This is a genomic window from Haladaptatus sp. ZSTT2 (assembly GCF_037081775.1).
Taxonomy (GTDB): domain Archaea; phylum Halobacteriota; class Halobacteria; order Halobacteriales; family Halococcaceae; genus QDMS2.
The window spans coordinates 1,259,897-1,282,437 of record NZ_JBAMHQ010000001.1; the positions used below are offsets into that span (position 1 = coordinate 1,259,897).

At 61.9% G+C, this 22,541-nt stretch carries 24 protein-coding genes; 14 read left to right on the plus strand and 10 right to left on the minus strand.

Features of this window, described 5'->3' with window-relative positions:
- The first annotated feature begins 44 nt into the window (after nt 1-44).
- Nucleotides 45-602, plus strand: a complete 558-nt coding sequence (locus V5N13_RS06910) for a metal-dependent hydrolase (RefSeq protein WP_336360165.1) — start codon at nt 45-47, stop codon at nt 600-602.
- Here V5N13_RS06910 and V5N13_RS06915 read toward each other — a convergent pair whose 3' ends face one another.
- Complete coding sequence (locus tag V5N13_RS06915; protein ID WP_336360166.1) at nt 603-1,433, minus strand: ZIP family metal transporter; 831 nt, start codon at nt 1,431-1,433, stop codon at nt 603-605.
- Nucleotides 1,434-1,519: 86 nt separating this feature from the next.
- A complete protein-coding gene (locus tag V5N13_RS06920; protein WP_336360167.1) occupies nt 1,520-1,816 on the minus strand; it encodes a hypothetical protein in 297 nt (98 codons plus the stop codon).
- Between the two features lie 82 nt (nt 1,817-1,898).
- On the opposite strand from V5N13_RS06920, the gene V5N13_RS06925 reads away from it, so the two are divergent.
- The 3 genes from V5N13_RS06925 to V5N13_RS06935 all read left to right on the plus strand — a co-directional run bounded on the left by V5N13_RS06925 (nt 1,899) and on the right by V5N13_RS06935 (nt 4,385).
- A complete protein-coding gene (locus V5N13_RS06925) occupies nt 1,899-2,612 on the plus strand; it encodes a YqjF family protein (RefSeq protein WP_336360168.1) in 714 nt (237 codons plus the stop codon).
- A gap of 93 nt (nt 2,613-2,705) precedes the next feature.
- Nucleotides 2,706-3,110 carry a hypothetical protein gene (locus tag V5N13_RS06930; RefSeq protein WP_336360169.1) on the plus strand — a complete coding sequence of 135 codons (405 nt, stop codon included), beginning with the start codon at nt 2,706-2,708 and terminating at the stop codon, nt 3,108-3,110.
- Nucleotides 3,111-3,197: 87 nt separating this feature from the next.
- Nucleotides 3,198-4,385, plus strand: coding sequence for a hypothetical protein (locus V5N13_RS06935; protein WP_336360170.1), 1,188 nt, complete (start codon nt 3,198-3,200; stop codon nt 4,383-4,385).
- A 22-nt stretch (nt 4,386-4,407) separates the two neighbouring features.
- Here the strand turns inward: V5N13_RS06935 and V5N13_RS06940 are convergent, their stop codons facing one another.
- Genes V5N13_RS06940 through V5N13_RS06950 form a run of 3 tightly spaced genes read right to left on the minus strand, consistent with a single transcriptional unit; the run spans nt 4,408 to nt 7,475 of the window.
- Nucleotides 4,408-5,373 (minus strand): NAD-dependent epimerase/dehydratase family protein, encoded by a 966-nt coding sequence (locus V5N13_RS06940; RefSeq protein WP_336360171.1) that lies wholly within the window; start codon nt 5,371-5,373, stop codon nt 4,408-4,410.
- Nucleotides 5,370-6,302, minus strand: a complete 933-nt coding sequence (locus V5N13_RS06945) for an NAD-dependent epimerase/dehydratase family protein (protein ID WP_336360172.1) — start codon at nt 6,300-6,302, stop codon at nt 5,370-5,372. Before V5N13_RS06945 ends, V5N13_RS06940 begins: the two co-directional genes overlap by 4 nt.
- Before the next feature lie 3 nt (nt 6,303-6,305).
- Entirely contained in the window at nt 6,306-7,475 is a 1,170-nt protein-coding gene (locus tag V5N13_RS06950) for an NAD-dependent epimerase/dehydratase family protein (RefSeq protein WP_336360173.1), read from the minus strand.
- A 151-nt stretch (nt 7,476-7,626) separates the two neighbouring features.
- On the opposite strand from V5N13_RS06950, the gene V5N13_RS06955 reads away from it, so the two are divergent.
- Nucleotides 7,627-8,316, plus strand: a complete 690-nt coding sequence (locus V5N13_RS06955; RefSeq protein ID WP_336360174.1) for a DUF7504 family protein — start codon at nt 7,627-7,629, stop codon at nt 8,314-8,316.
- A gap of 100 nt (nt 8,317-8,416) precedes the next feature.
- Nucleotides 8,417-10,507: a hypothetical protein gene (locus tag V5N13_RS06960; protein ID WP_336360175.1), complete on the plus strand. Its 2,091-nt coding sequence runs from the start codon at nt 8,417-8,419 to the stop codon at nt 10,505-10,507.
- Nucleotides 10,508-10,515: 8 nt separating this feature from the next.
- Here the strand turns inward: V5N13_RS06960 and V5N13_RS06965 are convergent, their stop codons facing one another.
- Nucleotides 10,516-10,650: a DUF7503 family protein gene (locus V5N13_RS06965; RefSeq protein ID WP_336360176.1), complete on the minus strand. Its 135-nt coding sequence runs from the start codon at nt 10,648-10,650 to the stop codon at nt 10,516-10,518.
- Between the two features lie 242 nt (nt 10,651-10,892).
- Between V5N13_RS06965 and V5N13_RS06970 the strand changes: the two genes are divergently transcribed.
- Nucleotides 10,893-11,435, plus strand: a complete 543-nt coding sequence (locus V5N13_RS06970; protein ID WP_336360177.1) for a hypothetical protein — start codon at nt 10,893-10,895, stop codon at nt 11,433-11,435.
- 331 nt (nt 11,436-11,766) lie between these two features.
- Here V5N13_RS06970 and glmS read toward each other — a convergent pair whose 3' ends face one another.
- From glmS to V5N13_RS06985, 3 genes are all read right to left on the minus strand, one after another.
- On the minus strand, nt 11,767-13,566 hold the full coding sequence (glmS, locus tag V5N13_RS06975) for a glutamine--fructose-6-phosphate transaminase (isomerizing) (protein ID WP_336360178.1): 1,800 nt from the start codon (nt 13,564-13,566) through the stop codon (nt 11,767-11,769).
- Nucleotides 13,566-14,759 carry a bifunctional sugar-1-phosphate nucleotidylyltransferase/acetyltransferase gene (gene glmU / locus V5N13_RS06980; protein WP_336360179.1) on the minus strand — a complete coding sequence of 398 codons (1,194 nt, stop codon included), beginning with the start codon at nt 14,757-14,759 and terminating at the stop codon, nt 13,566-13,568. Before glmU ends, glmS begins: the two co-directional genes overlap by 1 nt.
- 61 nt (nt 14,760-14,820) lie before the next feature.
- Complete coding sequence (locus tag V5N13_RS06985; RefSeq protein ID WP_336360180.1) at nt 14,821-15,636, minus strand: undecaprenyl-diphosphate phosphatase; 816 nt, start codon at nt 15,634-15,636, stop codon at nt 14,821-14,823.
- Nucleotides 15,637-15,791: 155 nt separating this feature from the next.
- On the opposite strand from V5N13_RS06985, the gene V5N13_RS06990 reads away from it, so the two are divergent.
- The 4 genes from V5N13_RS06990 (at nt 15,792) to V5N13_RS07005 (ending at nt 19,555) form a co-directional block, all read left to right on the plus strand.
- Nucleotides 15,792-16,091, plus strand: a complete 300-nt coding sequence (locus V5N13_RS06990) for a DUF3303 family protein (protein WP_332897181.1) — start codon at nt 15,792-15,794, stop codon at nt 16,089-16,091.
- A 43-nt stretch (nt 16,092-16,134) separates the two neighbouring features.
- Complete coding sequence (locus V5N13_RS06995; protein WP_336360181.1) at nt 16,135-17,241, plus strand: mechanosensitive ion channel family protein; 1,107 nt, start codon at nt 16,135-16,137, stop codon at nt 17,239-17,241.
- A 68-nt stretch (nt 17,242-17,309) separates the two neighbouring features.
- The gene (locus V5N13_RS07000; protein WP_336360182.1) at nt 17,310-17,579 is read left to right on the plus strand and encodes a hypothetical protein; all 270 of its coding nucleotides are present in this window, start codon (nt 17,310-17,312) and stop codon (nt 17,577-17,579) included.
- 215 nt (nt 17,580-17,794) lie between these two features.
- Nucleotides 17,795-19,555, plus strand: a complete 1,761-nt coding sequence (locus V5N13_RS07005) for an outer membrane protein assembly factor BamB family protein (RefSeq protein WP_336360183.1) — start codon at nt 17,795-17,797, stop codon at nt 19,553-19,555.
- Nucleotides 19,556-19,562: 7 nt separating this feature from the next.
- On the opposite strand, the gene V5N13_RS07010 is transcribed toward V5N13_RS07005, so the two are convergent.
- Nucleotides 19,563-20,072: a hypothetical protein gene (locus V5N13_RS07010; protein WP_336360184.1), complete on the minus strand. Its 510-nt coding sequence runs from the start codon at nt 20,070-20,072 to the stop codon at nt 19,563-19,565.
- Between the two features lie 106 nt (nt 20,073-20,178).
- Between V5N13_RS07010 and V5N13_RS07015 the strand changes: the two genes are divergently transcribed.
- The 3 genes from V5N13_RS07015 to V5N13_RS07025 are packed head-to-tail and all read left to right on the plus strand — an operon-like array spanning nt 20,179 to nt 22,521.
- The gene (locus V5N13_RS07015) at nt 20,179-21,462 is read left to right on the plus strand and encodes a tRNA pseudouridine(54/55) synthase Pus10 (RefSeq protein WP_336360185.1); all 1,284 of its coding nucleotides are present in this window, start codon (nt 20,179-20,181) and stop codon (nt 21,460-21,462) included.
- Between the two features lie 41 nt (nt 21,463-21,503).
- Nucleotides 21,504-22,151, plus strand: a complete 648-nt coding sequence (rnhB, locus tag V5N13_RS07020) for a ribonuclease HII (protein ID WP_336360186.1) — start codon at nt 21,504-21,506, stop codon at nt 22,149-22,151.
- A gap of 46 nt (nt 22,152-22,197) precedes the next feature.
- A complete protein-coding gene (locus tag V5N13_RS07025; protein WP_336360187.1) occupies nt 22,198-22,521 on the plus strand; it encodes a DMT family transporter in 324 nt (107 codons plus the stop codon).
- The last annotated feature ends 20 nt before the right edge of the window (nt 22,522-22,541 follow it).

Here is a 22,541-nt window from a genome sequence, read left to right on the forward strand (position 1 = left end):
GGACAAACAAAGTGCGTAAGCCCCCCGGTTGAGAACTCCTTCGCATGTGGCCATGGGGACATCTCGCGGTCGGGTATCTGCTGTACTCGTTGTATTATCGCGCGAAAGGCACGGACATCCCCAGTGCGGGCGTGTTCCTCGTCGCCCTCGGCACGCAGTTTCCAGACCTCATCGACAAGCCACTCGGCTGGACATTCGGCCTCCTCCCGAGCGGGCGGTCGCTCGCCCATTCGCTCTTCACGACGCTCGTCGTCATCGCCATCGCCGTTGCCATTGGGAAACGCCTCTCGCGGGTGCGGTTGGGGTGGGCGTTCGCGCTTGGCTACCTCTCACACCTCGTGGCCGACGGCCTCTATCCCGTGCTCGAAAGGGAGTTTATCTTCCTCTCGTATCTCGGCTGGCCGCTGCTTCCGGTTGCGCCCTACGAACACGAACCGGCGAGCATCCTCGCTCACTTCCTGTCGATGCAGTGGTCTGCGTACTTCGCCCTCGAACTGGTCCTCACGGCACTGGCGCTCGTCGTGTGGGTGGCAGACGGCCGACCCGGCCTCAACGTACTCAGACAGCAGGTCAGTGGACGCAGACAGGCGAGCGACGAGTAGCTACCCGAGTGAGATGTCGAGATACAGCATCACGACGGCCCCGAAAATCACGCCGAGGGTGGCGACGCGCTCGTTGCCGCTCGTGTGCGTCTCGGGGATGATTTCGTCACTGATGACGAACAACATTGCACCCGCGGCGAAGCCCATCGCGTAGGGGAGGAGGGCAGAAACAGTCTGGACGGCGTACGCGCCGAACACGGCGAGGGGGATTTCGACGACGCCCGAGCGAATCCCGGCGAACGCGGCGTAAAAGCGCCGGTCTAATCCGGCGTTGATGGCGGCAACCGACACCGCAAGCCCCTCTGGAATGTTCTGAATGCCGATGGCGAGCATGAGCGGGATGGCCGTGTCGATGTTCCCACTGCCGAAGCCGACGCCGACAGCGAGCCCCTCTGGCATGTTGTGAAGCGTGATGGCAAGGATGAACAGGATGACGCCGGACAGTCGCTCGTCCGTCACGGGCAGGTTCGTCGAAGGGTGGGCGGCGTCCGGGCGCGAGCGACCCGAAAGCAAATAGTGAGCGTGCGGGACGAGCATGTCAGAGCGGTCTAAAAACAACGCGCCGAGGACGACGCCCACGAGGACGGGGACGGGATTGCCGTTCGAATACTGCTCGATGCCGGGGATGATGAGGCTCGTGAAACTCGCCGCGAGCATGACGCCTGCAGCGAAGCCCAGTGCGGCGTCGAGCGCTTTCTCAGAAGGGTTGCGCCAGACGAGCACCAGCGACGCACCGAGCAGGTTGAACGAGGCGATTATCATCCCGCCAATCAGCCCGTGGATGACGGGATTAGACCCAAACAAACGGATGAATTCGTCAGCGAGCACCATGGCTACTCTTGGTCATACGAGAGGATTGCGAACCAGCGATTAAATCGTTGTGACATTGGCATATCCGGCGGCTGTATCGAGGAAGGTCAGCGCGGGTCTCCACGAGAGGTCATCGATTCAGCCGTGTCGCGGCGTGCGACGCTGGTCGGTTCAATCGCCCGAAGGAAGCGAACGACCAACACCAGTCCGAGAAGGCCCAACACCGCGAAGATGACAACCTGCGGGAGGACAACTGGCTGTCCATCACGCACCATGAACGCAATCATCGCAAGGACGGCCAAACCGAGCGTCGTGCCTTTCACGAGGAGGATGCCGGTCATCGACCCACGACTAAAGTCGTGGGCTTCCTCCATGCATCTCTGGATGTGAGACTGCGAAGCCACCACCGCCGTCAACGGTTATGGCAGTGGTCTGAGTATGGAGCCTGTACAGAGTCACACCGTACAGTCATCTACGCACCTCCCAATGTCACGTTTTCACAACCTCCTGTCATTCCCCGTCTCGATGGGGTGGCGACACGTCCTATTCGCAAACTGGTCGGTTGCCCCCGAAGTCGTCGCAGCACACCTCCCCGACTCGCTTTCGGTGGACACGTTCGACGGACAGGCGTGGCTCTCTGCGGTTCCGTTTACGAACGTCGCGGTGCGCCCGGCCGGTGGGCCAAAACGAATGGGCTTTCGACTCCCAGAACTCAACTTGCGCACCTACGTCACCCACGACGGCGAGCCGGGCGTCTATTTCTTCAGCCTCGACGCGCAGGGCGTCTTCGGTGTGGTCGGAGCGCGCCTCTTTCACCACCTGCCCTACTACTACGCCCGGATTTCCCTCACTTCCGAAGCCGACCGCATCAAGTTCTCGAGTCGGCGCGTCCACCCGGGCGCGCGGCCGGTTCGCTTTCACGCGACCTATGGCCCGACCGGCGAGCAGTTCCGCGCTGACCCGGATTCGCTCGAAGCCTTCCTCACAGAACGCTATCGATACTACACGGAAGCCCTGAGCGGGGAACTTCGCTACGCGGCGGTGAGCCACGAACCGTGGTCACTCACCGAAGCGAGCGTCGAGTGGGGTGAAAACGGGTTGTTTCGGGCGAACGGGTTTGCCGACCCGGCGAGCGACCCGGTGTATCTCTACAGTCCTGGCGTGGACACTGTCGCCTCGGGAAGCGAGCGACTGGAGTGATTGGAACCGCGACGGGGTGCCAAACAGTGACGCGATTCCCACTGCCTGAGACTCGATAGAGCCGCTATACTCTGTCAACTCGAATTATCAGACATGAACCAGCAATCGACACAACATCTGGCTGGTGCGGGCATCGGCCTCGGTGCGGGGTTCGGGGGGTTCGTCGGCACGCTCGTTGCGCTCCTCACAGACGTGGAGGTCTCCATCGGCCTCACCTACGGGGCGGGTACCGGGGTGCTCATCGGGTTGCTCACCGGTTCGTTCATCGTCCGAGACCGCCTCCGAGGCGAGCAGACCAACGGCGTCGTGAGTGGTGTGCAAGTCGGCATTCCCGTGGGTGCCAGCGTCGGCCTCCTCACCGCGTGGAGTCTCGACGCAAACCTCGCAGCCGGGCTCGTCTTCGGGGTGGTGGCGGGATTTGTCATCGGCTTCGTCCTCGGACCCATCCTCGCACGGTTGCCAGCGCGCGAAGACGTAGAACAACCCACCACCCAGTGAGGTTGAATGAGTCGCTCCGCGAGGGCACCGAGTAACTCACGTTATCTAGGCAAACTACAATCTACGAGAAGCGTGTAACGTGTCCCAATGACGACAGCAACAACTTCGCGGTGGGCGCGCCGGTACGTCGTCTTGAGCGCCATATTCCTCGTCGGGTGGCAGGTCAGCGTGCTTTGGGGAGTCCCCCGACACACAGAGGTGCTCCTTGGTGTCTTCGGATTCGCCCTCCACATGCTGTTCGGAAAGGCGTACTCGCTGGTTCCGTCGTACTTCAACCGCCAGTTAGCAGTTCGGTGGGCCCCGGGTAGCCAGTTTTCGCTCACCGTCACCGGAACCGGCAGTCTCATACTCGCGTCACTCGGTGTCGGTCCCAAGTGGCTCGCGGCCCTCGGCGCGTTCCTCTGGCTGGGTGGCGTCGCACTCTTTTTGAGCGCGCTTCTCTGGACGGTTCGAGGTAATCTAACAGGGCGTGAAACCGCGACCGGGACGACGAATACCAGCCGTCGCCCTATCGACCGAATGGCCAACGGATTCGTGCCGGTCGCACTCGGGTATCTGGCCATCGGGTCGTACGAAACAGCGGCCCGATACTCCGTCCTCCCGACACTTCTTGATGGGTACTTCCCCCGCGTGACGCACCTGCTCGCCGCCGGAACGGCAGCCCTCCTCCTTTTCGCGCTGGGGTTTCGACTCTTGCCTCGGTTTTTCGTCGCGTCGCCCCCTCGGTGGCTCGTCGCCGTTGTCCTCCCTGCCGGTGCGCTCGGCCCGGCGCTACTCGCAACCCAGTTGGGTGGCGGGCGCTGGTTTCGGCTGGGGGCGGTCATAGAGAGCGTCGCCGTGATTGGCTTTGCACTCGCGGTTTGGACGCTTTTCGCGCGGTCTGACCGACGGCGCGTGGGCTTCTACGGCGTCCTCGCGGGTACCGCAGCCGGCGTCCTTGGCGTGCTGCTCGGGCTCTCGTTCGCCTTCGGACACCTAACCGCCGAACTCGTCACCGTACACCTTCGGGTGAACGTGCTCGGCTTTCTCGGCCTCTCGATTATCGGCGTCGCCTACCAGTTTTACCCGCCCGCCGTCGGACAGCTTCCTGGCGTCTCGAATCGGTCGGCGCTGTTCGCGATCGGTGCAATCGCAGGGGGGTTGGTCAGCCAACTCATCGGCGTCGCCGGGCACGTCCTCGCCGTGACAGTCGTGGGTGAGGGATTGACCGCGCTCGGCGCGTTGGTGTACGCGTACGTGCTTGGGGCGGTGTTCCACGCCCGCCCGAGCAAATGAAAACCGGGTGAAAGCAGGGACGTTAAGCTGTGAGCAGGTCGTGCACGCTCTCTTCGATGGAGTGTCTGACCTCCCAGCCAAGGCGCTCGTGGGCCCCAGAGGTATCGACCGTGAACGAATCGACGAGTGTCTCAGTTCGCGGATTGTCGAGCAGCTTGATGTCGAGGTCGGTGCCGAGCAGGGAGGCGGCGTGGTGTTGAACCAACTCTGCGACGTCCATCACGCTCGGGTCTTCGTCGCTCGCAATCTCGTACTTCTCGACGCCGGTTTCGCCCGCGTCGAGCCGGTCGACGAGGCGCTCTGCGCTGCGGACGTAGGCGTTGGCAACGTCTTTGACGTGGACGTAGTTTCGCGCTTGCGTGCCGGGTTTGTACACCGTCAAGTCCTCACCTGCGAGCGCGCGGTTGACGAAGAAGTTGATGACCGTATTCTTCGAGATGGTCTGCCCTTCGAGTTCGTGTTTGCCGTACACGTTCGAAATCATGAACAGGTGAGCCGGAAACGCACCCTCAGCCATCGTCTCGATTGCGCGCTCGCCAAGCAGTTTCGTCCGCCCGTACCAGTTGAGCGGGGCACGCGGCTGGTCTACGGTGATAGGGAACGTTTGGGGGTCGCCGAGGACGGCCATGCTGAACGGGAAGACGAGTGCCGCGCCGGTCTTCTTACAGAACCACGCGACGTTGTTCGTCCCTTGGACGTTCACCTCGTAGGCGAGGTCTGCGTTCTGGTCGCAGTCTTTGACGCCGCTCACGGCGGCGAGGTGGATGACCACGTCAGCGCCTTCGAGGGTTTCCTCTAAGCGGTCGCGCTGGCGGATGTCGAGGTGGGAGATGTCCACGTCGCCCACCGAGCGCACCTGCCCGAGATAGAAGTTGTCGAAGGCGACGAGTTCCCAGTCGGGGTGTTCCTCCTGTAGTTTCGAAATGACGCGACTGCCGATGTAGCCCGCGGCCCCCGTGATGGCGACGCGCGGCGTGTCCGTGCTCATGGTTGTCTGAAGTGGTCTGCGAGTTCGCGGACGCCCTCGCGGAGCGTCCATTCGGTCCTGAAGCCGGTGTTCGCCAGCCGGTCGAAGTTGACGTGATACGACGGGCCGGGGTGTTTGTCCTCTAAGTAGGTGATGTTGACCTCGCCTACCTCCTCGCTCACGACCTGCGCGATTTCTGCGATGCGGAAGTTCTGGTCGTTCGACCCAACGTTGTAGACGAATTCGTCCCAGTCGTCGGGGTTGAGCGCGGCGTGGGCGTAGGCGCGCGCGGCGTCTTTGACGTGGATGAACGGTCGCCAGTTGCTCCCGTCGCCGTAGACGGTCAGCGGGCGGCGCGTCAGCGCGCGAAAGACGAAGTGGTTGACGACGAGGTTGAAGCGCACGCCGGGGGCGTAGCCGTAGTTCGTACTCATGCGGAGTGCGACCCCTTGCATCCCCGACTCGTCGATGGTGTCGCGCAACAACTCCTCTGCGGCCTGTTTCGACTCGGCGTAGGGGTTGAGCGGGTCGGTCGGCGTGTCCTCGGTGAGGTCCATGCTCGTCGCCCGGCCGTAGTTGTTACACGACGAGGCGAAGACGACGTTTTCGACGTCGAGCTTGCGGGCGGCAGTGAGGACGTTTTTCGTCCCTTCAAGGTTCACGTCGAAGGTCTCCTCGCGGCGGTCGTGGGTGCTGTCTGCGCCCGTGATGGCGGCGAGGTGAATCACCGTCTGCACGTCGCGCATGGCACTTTCGACGTCGCCGTACTCGCGGACGTCGCCCCGGCGAAAGTCGATAGAATCGTCTAAGTTCGCCCCCATCAGGTTGCGCGGCGACCCGAGCGAGTAGTTGTCGAGGATGACGATGTTCTCGATTTCAGGGCTCTGCTGGAGCAGGGGGACGAGCGCGCTACCGATGTAGCCACACCCGCCGGTGACGAGCACGTTCATCGCTTAGTCCTCTAAGACGCTCGGAAGGAAGCGGTCTTCGTAGGCGGTGATGGTGTCCTCATAGCGTGCGAGCGTCGTGAGGATGTCGCGGGTGCCGCTCTCGAAGTCCTGGGCCTGCTCGCCGATGAGCGCCATGTACTTCTCGTTTGCAATCTCCATCTTGTGCGTCTCGTCTTCGTCGCGTGGGTTCTCGAAGTGCTTGACAGCGGCGTCGTAGTCGAACTCCTGGGCGACGTCGGAGATGGTGTTCGCCATCTCGACGATGCTGATGGCGCGGGTGACCTGGTTGTAGACGGTGAGGTCGTCGGGTCGGTCGTCTGGGTCTGCGAGGGCGAGTTGTGCGAGGCCCTCGACGGCGTCTTCTAAGCTGATGAACGGCTTTCGCTGTTCGCCCTTGCCGTACACCGTGAGCGGGTAGCCCGCGACAGCCTGTGCGGCAAAGCGGTGGGAAACGACGCCGAAGTAGTAGTCGAAGTCAAAGCGGGTCTTCAGGCGGCTGTCCTCGCGGGTTTCCTCAGTTTCCGTGCCGTAGGTGATGGCCGTACGCACGTCGGAAATCGGGATGCCGAACTGCTTGTTTGCGAGGCGAAGGTTCGCCGCGTCGTGGCTTTTCGTGAGGTGGTACCAGCTGCCGGCCATGGCGGGGAACGGCACTTCGTCGCGCTCGCCTTGGTTCTCCATCGTCGCGCCGCCTTCGGGAATCGGGAAGGTCGGTGCGCCGTAGACGCCCGTCGTCGTGGTCTCGATGAAGTGGGTGTCGGTCAGGCCGTGTTCCTCTAAGCCCCAGACGAGGTTGCGAGTGGCCTGCATGTTGTTGTGCTGGGTGTAGTTCGCGCGCTCGCCGTTGATTTGCGAGTAGGGCGCAGACGGCTGGGCCGCGGTGTGGACAATCGCGCGCGGCTCGTGGACGGTCAGGAGTTCATCGACGAACGACTTCTCGGTGAGGTCGCCTTCGATAAACGAGAGGTTCGAGAGGCCAAGGGACTCCTCTGCGGCCGCGAGGCGCTGGTCGATGCTCATGATGGGGACGGCGCTCGTCGCGCCGACCTCTTCGACCCAGCCGCGACGGGCGAAGTTGTCGACGAGAATTACGCGGTCGTCGGTGCGATCTGCGATGCGGAGGGCGGTTGGCCAGCCGATGTAGCCGTCGCCGCCAGTGACGAGAATGGACATTAGTTACTCTAGTTCTGAGTAACTAAGTTTTTCATTAAATACTTTCCCGTTACCGGCACAAGCACATGGTAACACATTACAGGGATGGTACCGTTTGTCTGACAATCATAAGATTAGAAACAATTATGCTTCTTGCGAGAGGCTATCAGCCATGAGCCCCGGTGCGCTGGAGGAGGCGGACGTACTGGAGTTTGGGCGAGCACTGACCCAGCTAAAACAAGCTGGAAGCATGGTTCTCGTGACCGGAAGTGTTCCTCAAGCAGCCTTTAGCGCCGTCTCGCGCCAGATGCTCGGGGATTCCACGCTACCACGACGACGGCTGTTCGTGCTTACAGACACCACCGCAGATGCCATCCGCGAGCGCGTGCCAGGAACTGCAGACCCACGCCAGATGCGTATCATCGAGCAGTGTTCGGTCACGCGAAGTGTCGCCACCGCGACGACGGGGAGTGACCAGACCGTTGAATACGTCTACGACGATGAGTTGCCAGCACTCATCGAGACCACGTTCGACGCCATCGCCGCACTCGAAGTGGGCGCTGCGCCCGCAGAGTTGCGCGTGTGTGTCGATTCGCTTACGTCGCTCATCGAGCACTATGGCGAACAACGTACCTTCACGGCGTTACACGCGCTGTGTTGGCGCGTTCGCCACGCGCGCGGGCTTGGCCACGCCCACTTACAAACCGATGCAGCGGACGTCGTCGCGCTTTTTGCCGAGCTGTTCGACGCTCATGTCGAACTTCGGGAACGAGCGGGCACGTTCCAACAACGATGGCATCTCCGCGACGATGATGTGACAACGGCGTGGCTGACATTCGAGGCGGTGGATAACCTACCATGACAACGCACAGTATCTCTAAGCTAGTAGATACATTTTTACCTTCATACAACAGTAAGGTAGCAACGACTGTCAGGTGTGGGAGAGCCGGACAATCACCGAGGTGAGCGCACACGTGTATATTACGTATCGAGAATTAGACGGGGGAACCGGGCTAGAGATCACTGATGCCATCGAACGGCGGCGGTATTCACTCCTCTCGAAAACGCCAGTCACACCGACGGGTATCGACACAGACGAGTTTGCATTTCCGATTGACGGCGCAGTCTCTATCCGCACCGAACGGCTTACCCTCCCAACCGTTGTGCCGGTGTACGTCCGCGACGCGGCTGGCGAAATGATAGCCGAAGCAGAACACTTCGCTGACGCAGTGCTGCCAGAAGGTGAGTACAGCCTCGAACTGTGCGCACCGATGAAGATCTACCTGCGTGCACGCGGGCCGCTCACCCTCGCAGGCGACGCACAGCAACTGCACATCGAGTTCGACGAACCGACCGAAGTGCTCGTCGGAGCGCGCTCACACCACAAGCACCCGGCTGGAACCGTCACGACGACCGAAGACCCGCGCGACTTGATGGCAGCCGTCTCGACGTTCGGCTCTGCGCTCAAAACCACGACGCCAGAGCGCTCATACCCCACGCTCAGAGGTCACCCGCCGCTGGTCGAACTCGGTGACGAACTCCACATCCCCGAGGATCTAGTGCACCCCGACACGGGCGTCACCATCGAGGTGCCCCCAGAGACGGGATACATCTTCTGTGCCGCGCCGCTGGTGTACTACCTCGGGGCCGACCTCGTCCCCGGCTTCGACGCCCGACTCGTCACCGAGGAGGGCTTTACGTTCCCGCTTGGCGACACGCCACGGGAGTTCGAAAACACGGTCGAAGCCGTGCTCAAACACGTATTCTTCTTAGACTGCATCACGCGCACGGAAGGGCTGTATAAGCTGAATCTCCACGAGCGCCACGAGATAGAAGAACGCGTCTCGCTCGACTTCGCCGCGCTCTACGACCAGCCGCTCACCGCGCAGCTCGAAGCGTACCTCTCTGTGCCCTTCGAGACCGTCGAACCGTTCTTGCCCGAGTGGAAGCTCACCTCGCACGTTTCGCTGTCGCCAACGAGCGTCGAGACGCTACCGTTCCTCGTCGACGACCTCGCGGTCGTGCGCACGCCACAGGCAGAACAGGTCGCGCACGCGGACGCACAGATGGCGCTCGTCGATGAGTTCCTGCGCGACGGCAGTTTCATGCGCAGTGCGTCTTCAGCGTCTGCAGCACCTACATCGTACGTAAAGCCACAGGCGGTCACGTCGCTCGAACAGGCGTGGGTTGGTGACGGCGCGCCACTCGGCGCGAGTAAGACGACGACGCAGGCGTTCCACAACCACCTCGCGCGCGAACTGTCGGACGGTGACATCGACATCACCGTCGTCTGCAACGACCCGCAGATGGACGAAGAGCGCGACATCGTCGACCGCGTCTACGGCTCGCGCTCTGAGTTGCTGTTCGACGTGAGCATCAAACACGACCTCACGACCGCAGAACTCGCGGATGTGCTCACGAGTCAGACCGAGTTCCTCCACTACATCGGCCACATCGATGCAGAAGGCTTCGAGTGCGTAGACGGGAAACTCGACGTGTCCACGCTCGACGACGTGGGCGTAGACGCCTTCTTCCTCAACGCCTGTTCTTCCTACGACCAGGGAATGGCGCTCATCGAGAAGGGCGCGATTGGCGGCATCGTCACGCTCTCTGATGTCATCAACAGCGGGGCGGTTCGTATCGGAGGTACGGTTGCGCGCCTACTCAACGGCGGCTTCCCGCTTTCGTCTGCGCTCAAGGTTGCCAAAGGCGAGAGCATCGTCGGCGGCCAGTACGCTGTGATTGGCGACGGTGGCCTCGCGGTTGCACAGGCCGACAGCGGAACGCCGTTGCTCTGGGAAATTACCCGGACTGCTGGAGGAGAGACCTACGAAATCAATATGCAAACGTTCCCCACGGCAGACCGCGGCCTTGGCAGTCTTGTGGTGCCGTACATCCAGACGAACAACGAGTACTTCCTGAGCGCTGGCGATATCGAACCGTTCGAAGTCGCACGCGATGAGCTCTTACAACTGTTTGTGCTTGAGGATTTCCCGGTGAGAATAGACGGTCAACTTCGGTGGTCGAGCGACGTGACGCACAACGAACTATAACTTCTTATTTACGGGCCACTGACCGTTCCAGCCACACCGGCTGCCGCGTTCCCGACGGAGCTGAGCAAGAGCATCAGCATGAACAGTGCGCCGGTCATCTGTGGGTTCTCTGCGAGGTAGGCTTTGAATGAGCTGCTGGACATTACAACTTCTCATATGAAGGCAGAGAATATATAATTATTCTAATATATCTGCTAAGTAATTAATGGAACAAATTATTCGTAATAAAGGTTACTGCTGGCGCTAGCAAATGACACAGAAAAATAGTCGGGAAGCAAGAACAAAATTCTTTTCCCCGCCTAGACACGACGTAGACGTAGAAATTCCGCGCTTTCCGTTCTCCCATACTTCCATGAACTCGGACACTTCTCGTCAACAAAACTCCATGACTGCGCGGCTTCGAGCGGCGATTGCCGAATCGAAAGTTGGCAGGTTCAGCGCCACACTATCGCTGGCAATCGAAAACTCGGCCATCTCGCGCGCTGGACAGAAGCTTTCTCACTGGGTACAACAGTCGTACCTCTTTCGCTGGCTCACCGCGGAGCCAGAACCAGAGGTTATCGTCATCGACCTGCGCGAGTCGTGGTTCGTTGGCCCCGTTATCGTCGCACTCGACCGGTTTACGAAAGCGGTTGTACCCGCCGTAGAGACGTCGAGGATGCGGCGCGCGACGAAGCGGCTTACAGCCCGTCTCTCGCGTGCGCCACTGCGGTTCGCTGGCCTCGCGGGCGTGGTCGCCTTCTCCACGCTGGTCGCGGCTGCGCTCCTCACCGGGACGCTCACACGGCCTGCAATGGGTGCGTATGCTATCTGCCTCGGCCTCGCACTCGCTGGGACGCGCGTGGGGCTGTCATGGCGCGAGCTCGGCGAAACGAAAATCGGAAAAGCAGTTTCGGCGGCGTTCGTTCCGCCCGAATACGACGACTGATTATACGGATTCACGGAGAATACTGCGGCTTTAGCCACAGGATGAATCCAACAATTAAAGCCACAGATTATCGTATTGGAGCCTGTGCGTGGAAAACTGGCAGTTGGTTCGGTGTTTGCCGCGACCTCCAGTCGAAATCAAAAAGTAAGCCGACCACGCCGACCGTCGTTAAACAATCAGGTAACTCGAAGCCCTCTACGGGATACGAGTAACGGCTTCGTGGCAGAGCCACTGGCTGACGGTCCAGCAAACCTTAGACTCCCAACCCTCAAGATTGACCTGCCCGGCCAACACCGGGTGGGAGGCCCGCGCCTTTAGGCGCGGGAGGATGTCACTCGACCGTCACACTCTTTGCGAGGTTGCGCGGCTTGTCAATCGACCGCCCGAGCTGTGCGGCCGTGTAGTAGGCGAGCAACTGGAGCGGGACGTTCCCGAGAATCGGCGCGGTGCGCGGGTGGCTCTCAGGGATGCGAATGACGTGGTCTGCGTAGCGTTCGACGTCCGACTGGCCGTCGGTGACGGCGATGACCGGCGCGTCGCGTGCCTCGACTTCTTTGACGTTGCCGATGGTTTTTCGCGCAATCTCGTCGTCGCCGGTGACGATGGCGATGACCGGCGTCTTATCGGAGACGAGCGCGAGCGGGCCGTGTTTGAGTTCGCCCGCGGCAAAGCCCTCTGCGTGCTTGTAGGTAATCTCCTTCATCTTGAGCGCGCCCTCAAGCGCGACGGGGAAGTTGAGTCCCCGGCCGATGAAGAAGTACGCATCGGCATCGAGATACTTCTCTGCGATGGCTTCGGTGAGAGGCGCTTCGTCGAGAATCGCCTGCACCGCGCTCGGGAGGTCGCGGAACGCCTCGATGATGTCGCGCTTGGTCGAGGATTTGACCGGCGCGGTTGCCATGACGAGCAGCGTCATCGCGGCGAGCTGCGAGGCGAACGTCTTCGAGGCGGCGACCCCAATCTCGGGGCCAGCGCGGATGTAAAAGACGTGGTCGCACTCCCGCGAAACAGTGCTCCCGATGACGTTGGTGACCCCAAGCGTGGTCGCCCCACGGCGCTTTGCCTCGCGCAGCGCAGAGAGCGTGTCTGCGGTCTCACCGGACTGGGTGACACCGATGACGAGGTCGTCGCCCGCGGGCGGTGGCGAGGTGGTGAACTCGCTCGCGAGGAACGCTTGGGCCGGAATCCCGGCTTCGCGGAACAGTTCTGCACCGTACATCGCAGCGTGATACGAGGTCCCACAAGCGACGAACTGGACGCCCGTTGGCTGTAACTCACCGAGTTCTTCGATGGTAATCGAGCCAGTGAGTTCGTTCATCCGGCCGCGGAGACACTGACGCAGCGCGCGGGGCTGTTCGTGAATCTCCTTTATCATGAAGTGGTCGTAGCCACTCTTGCCCGTCTCCTCTGCGTTCCACTCGATGGTGTGAACCTCTTTGTCGTGGTGTGTCCCCGAGTGGTCGGTCACGTACCACTCGCGCTCGTTGATGACGGCGATTTCACCGTCTTCTACGTACACCACTTGGTCGGTGTAATCGCGAAAGGCAGGAACGTCACTGCCGAGGTACGTCGCGTCTTCTGCGATGCCGAGGACGAGCGGCGAGTCTTGGCGCGCCGCGTAGATGGTGTCGTGACCCGCGAACACGGCGAGAATCGCGTAGCTCCCCTCGATGGTCTTGATGGCGTCGTAGAACGCCTCTTTCTGCGTCATACCCGCGTCGAGATTTCGCTCGATGAGGTGGGACACCACTTCCGTGTCAGTGTCGCTTTGGAACTCGTGGCCCTGCTCTGTGAGTTCGTCACGCAGCGTCTGGTAGTTCTCGATGATGCCGTTGTGAATCACCGCCACATCGCCCGTGCAATCTTGATGCGGGTGGGAGTTGCGGTCGTTTGGCGGGCCGTGGGTTGACCACCGGGTGTGGCCAATGCCGAGGCGACCGCTCAAGCCGGTTCCCTGAACCGCCTGCTCTAAGTTGACGAGTTCCCCCTGGCGCTTGACGACGGAGATGTCATCGTTTACGAGCGCGACACCCGCCGAGTCGTAGCCGCGGTATTCGAGCTTCGACAGCCCGTTCATCAGTACATCTAACGTTTCCCCCTCTCGGCCAACGCAGCCAATAATTCCACACATTATCTCATCACCTCTGCCCCTTCTACAATGTAGCCCGAAATCTGCACCCCCGTGTGGAGGTGGGCTCCCGAACCCACGAGCGTGCCCGGTGCGACGCTGATTGCCCCCTCTGCTCTAACTCGGTCTGCGAACACCGCGCCGAGTTCTTGATTTTCGTACACCTGTGCGTTGATGCGCACGTCCGCCGGACCACCGGGCACGATGGTACTCGCGCCGAGGTGGACGTCCTGGCCGGTCACACAATCGATGAGGACGCTGCCGGGGCCGACCCGGGTGTCCGCGTCGATGACCGACTGCTCGACGGTCGCGTTGGCACCAATCGTGACGTTACGCCCGAGGGCGACGTTCGGGCCGACGACCGACCCGGGGCCGACCACACAATCGGGACCGATGACGACGGGGCCGAGCAGCGTTGCGTCCTCGTGGACGAGCGCGCTGTCTGCAACCCACACCTCACCGTCTTCGCTTGGCTCCTCGACGCGCCCACGCGCGAGCAGTTCACGGTTCATGTGGAGGATGTCCCACGGGTAGGTTGCATCCACCCACATGCCTTCGGTGCGCACGCCGCGAACCACGGTGCCCTCGTCGATGAGCCGCGAGATAGTCGCGGTGAGCGCGAGTTCGCCGTCTTCGCGGGGCGTCTGGTCGATGGCGTCGAAAATCGACGCATCGAAGGCGTACACCCCGGCGTTGATGAGCCGTGAGATGGCCACGTCCGGCTTCTCGACGAGCTGTTGGATGCGTCCGCCATCTAAGACGACCGTCCCGTAGCGGTTCGGGTGGTCGCGTTCGAGGACGGCGAGCGCGGGCGTGCCGTACTGTTCGTAGGCATCTATCACGTCTTTGATGATGCCCGCCTCAAGCGCGCGGTCGCCGTTTACGACGATCATCGACTCGGTGACGGCCTCCTGGACCTGTAACAGGGCGTGGCCGCTCCCGAGCTGTTTTTCCTGGATGTGGTACGTAAGTGGTACGTTCCGGTAGGAGTGGCCGAAATACTCCTGGACGCGGTCGCGCTTGTAGCCGACGACCACGTGAATCTGTTCGATGCCTGCGTCGATGAGCGCATCAAAGACGTAGGCCATTACCGGACGGTTCGCCGCCGGAAGCATCGGCTTCGGACGGTTGCGCGTCAACGGATGTAAGCGAGTCCCCTCCCCTGCCGCCAGTACGACGGCTGTTCTAACACCCATGTACACTACATTGACATCAGGGAGTAAGAACGTTCTGTGTAAAGACCTATAATGCGACAGGTCAGGCGAGTGTAAGCACTCCGCCAAGAATGGCGAGTGAGCCAAGCCCAACACAGATCGCCCAGAACGCAACCCGGTGGACGACTCGCATGAGCGCGTCGATGGTCAGATAGCCCACGACGGCGGCGACACCGAGCGCGAACAGCGCCGGGCCGGGGTCGATGGCCGGAACGCCCTCGGTGAGCACGGTGAGCGCACCCGCGGCGAACGCAGCCGGAATCGAGAGCAAAAACGAGAGACGAAGTGCAGACGGCCCGTCGTGGCCGCGAAGGAGCAGCGCGCTCGCGGTGGTTCCAGACCGCGACACACCCGGGAGGATGGCAAGGCCTTGGAGGCCGCCGACGAGCACGGCGTCGAACAGGGTTGGTTCCTCGCGAGTCCCGAGCGAAAGCCGGTCTGCGCTCCGGAGGACGATGCCGGTCACGACGAGCAAGACGCCGATGAGCGCGACGAACGCACTGCCCGTGAGCGCCGAGGCGAGGTCCATGAGCGCAGTGTAGGCGACGAGGCCGACTACGCCCGAGGCGAGCGTGGCGAGGGCGAGAAACGAGAGGTCTGCCGTGTCGCTCTCGAAGGCCTCGCGCGGTCGCCACTGTGGGAGCGAGGCGAGCACCGAGACCACTTCGTCTCGGTAGTACGCGAGCGCGGAGACGGCCGTCCCGCCGTGGAGAAACAGCGAGAACTGGACGGCAACTTGCGGCGAGACGCCCTGAAACGCCGTGAGAAAGAGGGTGATGTTTCCCTCGCTGGAGATGGGGAGCCACTCGAAGATGCCCTGTAAGATGCCGACGACGAGGGCAAGCAGCCACGAATTCATATCCTGACAGATTCGCGGGAGTACAAAGGTAGTTCGGATTTCCTGAGCGGGAGGTTTTCAGCCCAGCCACCGTATCTCCATAGAGAGGTGAACGGTGAGGGTGCTAGGTGAACGGATGGGATGGAGAATAGAGAGGTGAAAAACCAGACACAATCATGCAATTCATCGCAACGCTCACACACAGCCCAGACCATTGCTGGGCGCGCGAAGACCGAGCCGACGACGCCCGCGAGTGGATTTCGACCATGCACACCCGTGCAGAGGAACAGGGAATCCACCTCCAGGGCGCGTACGTCGCAACCAACGAACACACGTTCTACTTCATTCTCGAATCTGACGACTTTGGGGCCGTCTCTTCGTTCCTTGGCCCACCACTGCTGACCGACCACACGGCTCACATCACGCCCGTTGGAAACCTAGAGGAAATCGCCCGCATCTTCATCGAGATGGAGTGACGGCGACACCACGTTTTATCTCGCGTCTGCCCAACTGTCAGCTATGACAACGGTGGCGGAAATCGAACTGTTACTGCGCGAGGCGCTGCTCGCGCTCCCGCCGTGGCAAGGGGTGTTGGTGACGATTACCGTCTCGCTCCTCGTCGCAAAAGGGATTGAACTACTCGGGAAGACGGTCATTCCGCATCTGACCGCGCGCATCGAGGGCGAAGTTGATGACGTGATTTTCAAGACCATCCAAGCGCCGCTCTACGTCTCGGTCGTCCTCATCGGGGCGTACATCGCAACCGTCCCGCTCGGCCTCGCGCCGACGGTGGATGCACCACTGCTCGCCGGGACGCTTTCGACGCTCACCGTCCTCTGGGCGTTCACGCTCACCCGCCTCGGGCGGAAGGTGTCGAAAGTGGTCACCAACGAACGTGAGTTCGACCAAACGGTTGTCCCGATCTTCCAAAACGTCTGGACGGCGGTCATTCTCGGCGCAACCATCTTCCTCTTGCTTACACTCTGGCAGATCGACATCACGCCGTTTCTCGCGTCTGCGGGGATTATCGGTATCGTGGTTGGCCTTGCCGCCCGCGACACGATTGCAAACTTCTTCGGCGGCATCGCACTCTACTTCGACGGCACCTACGCCGTGGGTGACTACATCGTCTTAGAGTCGGGCGAACGCGGTCGGGTCGAGGATATTTCGATTCGCAGCACCGTCATTCGCACGCGCGACGACATGCTCGTGACGGTGCCAAACGCCGTGCTCAACTCCGCGCGCATCGTGAACGAATCGACCCCCGAGCGCGAGCGCCGGATTCGTCTCCCCGTGGGCGTTGCCTACGGCACTGACATAGACCGCGTCGAGGAGGTGTTGCTCGCAGAGGCGGATGCTGAAAACCTCGTCCTCGAGCAGCCCCATCCACGCGTGCGATTCCGGGGCTTTGGCGACTCAGCGCTCGACTTTGAACTGCTGTGTTGGATTGGCGACCCCGTCTTGCGCGGCCGAGCCACCCACGAGATGAACAAGCGCATCTATCAGGCGTTCACCCGCGAGAGCATCAAAATCCCGTTCCCACAGCGCGTGGTCACGATGGCCGACGAGCCGCCAGCAGCGCCGGTTGCCACCCCCGACAGCGTCGTCGGTGACGGCGGCGAATGACCCGCCTCGAATAATATATGTTTTTGGGATAGTCACAGTTCAAAGGACGACCCTATAGCGGTCTCCATATGACACTATTCGATAACGTCCGCAAGTTTCTTGCTGTGACGGGCAGAACAGTGGATATGGGGAAGTACGGGATAATCACCTGTCCAGTCTGTGGCCAACGCTACGTCCGGAGTGGGGTGGAGGCCACAGACCGAACGACGTTGAAAGAACTGGCTCGAACCCACCTCAAGACGCACCGACTCGACGAGAGCAAGCGCGGCATCTACGGCGTGTTGATGGTCGAACAGATGGAGCGAGTGGGAGCCATCGAGGACGAAATCGCCACCTAACCGTGCACCGATACTGCCACGACGTGCCACCAATCGGATGAGACCGCTGTTTTTCGTCCCGAGAGACGCGAGCGGACGCGACGGGATAGTTCAGAAAAATAACCCGAAATCGCCCGTCTGCGGGCGCTGAAACACCAGAAACGCAGATGAACAGTCAGCCCAGTTGATGTTAGCTAACCTATAGTTAGGTGCGAGATTCGTCTTTTGTCAAACACATGTCCCGACCCGCCAGACGGACGTTCCTGAAAGGTATCGGCATCACCGCCGCAACTGGCCTGCTTGGTACGAACGCGCTCGCAGTCGCTCCGGCCGGTGAGGAGCCTGACTGGCCCGTGAGCCGCGGCACAGTCGGGCGGACGGGATACACTACAGGACAGGGGCCACGCCCCTATGCAGCCCCCGGCTGGACACCCGGTGACGACCTCTCTGGAGACCCGACCGACGTGACGGTGGTCTCCGGAACTGCCTACATCGGCACGATCGCGTCCTACGACATCGACGAGAGTCGCGGCGAAGTTGCGGCGTACAATGCCACCAGTAGCGGCGTCCGGTGGATTCGCTCTGACGACACGATTGGCGCGGTGATGGCGGCCCCGACCGTCGCTGACGGCCGCGTGTTCGTCGCCGCAAAACCCGCAGTCGTCTACACGGGCGGCGACCGACAGGACGAAACCCCGCCGAACGGCGGCGTCATGGCGCTCTCCGCAGAGACCGGCGAGACGCTGTGGACGAGCATGGAACCGAGAGAACCCGATGACGCGGTACTCGTCCGCGACGGGACGGCCTACGCCGTCTCAGGGGCGACAATCTACGCCCTCGACGCAGCGACGGGCGACGTGCAGTGGACGGCGGAGATAGCCACCGACAACAGCATTCGCGCCCAAGCGGCGGGTGGGGACGCACTCTACGTCGCCACGCCACAGACGATTGGCGCAGTTGGCTTTGACGGCACCGTCCAGTGGGAAGCACCGCTGCCAGACGGCGCGGACGCCGCGTCCCTCGCGGCCACCGACGACCAGCTCTATCTGACGATGAGCGACGGCGCGGCACCGACTTCGGACACGGTATGGGCGCTCTCGACTGGAGATGGCTCGGTCGTCTGGGAGACGCAGGTGTTTGCGAACTTCGCAGACAGCGTCCCGAATCGGCTGAGCGCGCCCGCCGTGGCAGACGGGACGGTGTACGTCGCAAGCGACGACAGCACCGAACGCGCCGCAAACGGGCCGGCCGCACCGGAAGACAACGAACGCGTTGGCGCGCTCCACGCGCTCTCCGCCGAGACGGGTGAAGAACAGTGGCAGTTCACGACGGCAGCCGAGTTGCGAAGCATTCCGTCGGTCAGTGCCGGAACGGTATATGTCGGCGGAACCTACCCGACTGAAGCCTCCGTCATAGACGAAAAAGAGCTGGGCTACTTCGAGCACGGTTCGACGTACGTCGGGTCGAGTTACGCCCGCCCGGTGGTGTTCGCCATCTCCACTGACGGCGCAGAACAGTGGAGCTACGGCGTAGACGAGAACGCAGACGACAGTTACGTCAGAACGGCCGTCCCGGCGAACGACCACCTCTATGTGCAGGTGACTGGCCCAGGAGTGCCACCGAACGGCGAGGTTGGAAGCATCCACGCGCTCGCCGCAAGCGAGAGCGCCCCCGGCCCGGAACACACGCTTGTCGATGACACGCCGTATCAGGAAACCGCACCCGTCGAGGCGGTCATCACGACCGACCCGGAAAACGCGGAGAATCTTGACTTTGACTCGGGCGCGGTGGTGACCCTCTCAGGGAATGAATCGAGTTCGCCAAACGGCGAGATTGTCTCCTACGAGTGGGACATCGACGGAGACGGCGAGTACGAACGAACGGGTGAAACCACCGAGGTCGAACTCGACTACTGCGGTATCCTTGAGATGACCCTGCGGGTCACCGACGAAACCGGTGCGACCCAGACGAGTTCCATCGAACTCTCGACCGTATAACCTGCACTCACTTTTTGCTCGTTGCCGCGAGCCAGTCGCCGTCCGTGCCAATCGGTTCGTGAAGCCCCTGTCTGAACGCCCTCACTGTCCGGAGCGCAACCCAGCAGAGCGCAAGAACGACCGCCCCGATGAACACCAAATACACTGTGTTGCCGGTGTCGAGACTCCACTGGGTGATTGCAACGAGCAGTGAGCCGACGACGAGGAGCGTTGCGAGCGCCACGAGGACGTGGAGGAGATGACGTGCGAGGCGCAACCCTCGACGGCCTTGGTGTAAGTACGCGAAGCCGTGGAGTCTGACCGCAGCGATGTCGGAGGCGACTTGCGCACCGACGATGACCGCGGCGAAATGGAGCGCGTTTGCTGCAGTCCCGGTGAGCAGCGACGCTGCGCCTGCGGCTCCTGCGAGCAGTTCGACGCTGTAGACGAGAACGGACGCAGTCGGAAGGGTGAACAACAGAAATGCGCCAAACCAGACGGCTGCGGTGGTGAGAAGCGGACGGTTAGAGGACGCCATACACGCCGGTTCGTGAGCGGCACCCAAATATCTTAACCAACTAACACGTTCGCGCAAGCTACAGTAAAACCAAGACTGTTAATCCGAGCGGGACACAGATTCGATAATGACGATTCTCGACGATGCGCGAGCGGTCGGAGAGAACGGCCCCGTCTGCGATTCCTGTCTGGGCCGGGTGTTCGCCGAGCGGAGCTTCGGCCTCACCAACGAACAGCGCGGGAACGCGCTGCGGACCGCCGTGGCATTGGCAGACGACGAACCCTACGAACCCACCGACGTTTCGGAGTGCTGGGTCTGTGAAGGCCTCTGTGCGACGTTCGACGAGTGGGCAGCGCGCGCCGCCGAATCGGTCGAGGGCCTCGAATTCGACACGTATCAGGTCGGCACGCGCACGCCACCGCTCATCGAGGAGAACGAACTGCTCTTGCGCGAGAGCGCGGGCCTCCCCGAGGACGCAGGCGAGCAGTTCAAATCCGAGTTCAACCGCGAGGTGGGCAAGCGCATCGGGCGGCTCACCGAGACGGAGGTTGACTTCGGCCGCCCGCACGTGATGTTCACGCTCGATTTAGAGGGCGATACAGTCGAGATGCGCAACCACTCGACGTTCGTCTACGGCCGATATCGCAAACTCGAACGCGACATCCCCCAGACGAAGTGGCCGTGTTCTGAGTGCAACGAGACGGGGACGATTCGCGGCAAGCCATGTCACGTCTGTGCCGGAAGCGGGTATCGCTACCCCGAAAGCGTCGAACAGCTCGCGGCACCGCCGCTGCTCGAAGCGATGGATGGCGAGGCAACCACGTTTCACGGCGCGGGCCGCGAGGACGTAGACGCGCTCATGCTCGGGACCGGCCGCCCGTTCGTGATGGAGATTTCGAATCCGAAGATTCGCCACGTCGATTTGGCCGCGCTTGAGGACGCGGTCAACGAACAGGCAGATGGGAAAATCGAGGTCGAAGGTTTGCGCGCGTGCACCTACGAGATGGTCGAGCGCGTCAAGGAACACGACGCGTCGAAGACCTACCGCATGGACGTGAAGTTCGCGCATCCGGTGACCGTTGAAGACTTACAGGCGGCAATCGGGGAACTCGACGGCGCGACCGTAGAGCAGTACACGCCCCAGCGCGTCGACCACCGCCGGGCGAACCTGACCCGCGTGCGCGAGGTGTACGACATCGAAGGCGAACTGGTGGACGAATACCACGCAGACCTCACCATCCACGGCGCGGGTGGGCTCTACATCAAAGAACTCGTGAGCGGGGACGACGGCCGCACCGAACCGAGCTTGGCCGGCATCCTCGGGGTGAACGCCGTCGTGACCGCCCTCGACGTGCTCGCGGTCGAAGGCGAAGACGAACCGTTCGAAGCCGAGGAGTTCTTCCTCGACTAGCGGGCAGAAACGTTTTTTAGTTGCTCTGCAACGTTCGGGTGATGACTGGGCACTTTGGTGCTGACGAGGCCGGGCGCGGGCCCGTCCTCGGGTCGATGTTCGCCGCCGCCGTGAGCGTGCCCGACGAGGACGTACTCCCGGACGGCATCACCGACTCGAAGTTTCTCACGCCCGCCCGCCGCGAAGAACTCGCAGACGCCCTCCGCGCCTCGCCGAACGTCGCCATCGGCATCGCGGAGGTGACGGTTTCGCAGATTGACGACCCCGAAACGGACCTGAACACGCTCACCGTCCGCGCGCAGGCAGACGCTCTCCGCCAGATTCTCGCAGACGACATGGAAGGCATCGTAGACGCCTGTGACACCGACGAAGCGCGCTTCGCCCGTCGCGTAGCCGGCAAACTCGATAAGAACGTCACCCTCCGCGCGGAACACGGCGCAGACGAAAATTACCGCATCGTGGGCGCGGCGAGCATCATCGCCAAAGTCGCCCGCGACGCCCACGTCGCGGAGTTAGTCACGGAGTACGGCGACGTCGGCAGCGGCTATCCGAGCGACCCGACGACGAAGACGTTTCTCACGGAGTTCGTCGAACAACACGGCGAACTGCCCGGCTGTGCGCGCGCGTCGTGGCAGACGAGCAAAGATGCCCTCGCTGCCCGCGAACAAGCGGGCCTGAGCGAGTTTTAGAGCGAAAACAGCAGATATAGCGGGCGGGCGGACAAAGCAGTCGACAATGTCGTGGAATCTACTGTTCGTCGCGGGGCTGTTCGAGATTGCGTGGGCAATTGGCCTTGGCTACTCTGAGGGCCTCACGAAACCCATTCCGACCGCCGGAACCGTCGTCGCGCTCGTCATCAGCATGGTGCTGCTCGCGAAAGCCGTCGAGACCCTCCCCGTCGGGACGGCCTACGCCGTGTGGACGGGCATCGGTGCGGTTGGAACCGCGATTCTCGGGATGTACCTGTTCGACGAACCAGCCACGCTCTCGCGGCTCGGCTTCATCGGCCTCATCGTCGTCGGGGTGATTGGGTTAAATCTCGTCTCGGGTGGCCACTGAACGCGGAATTAAGTGATGAT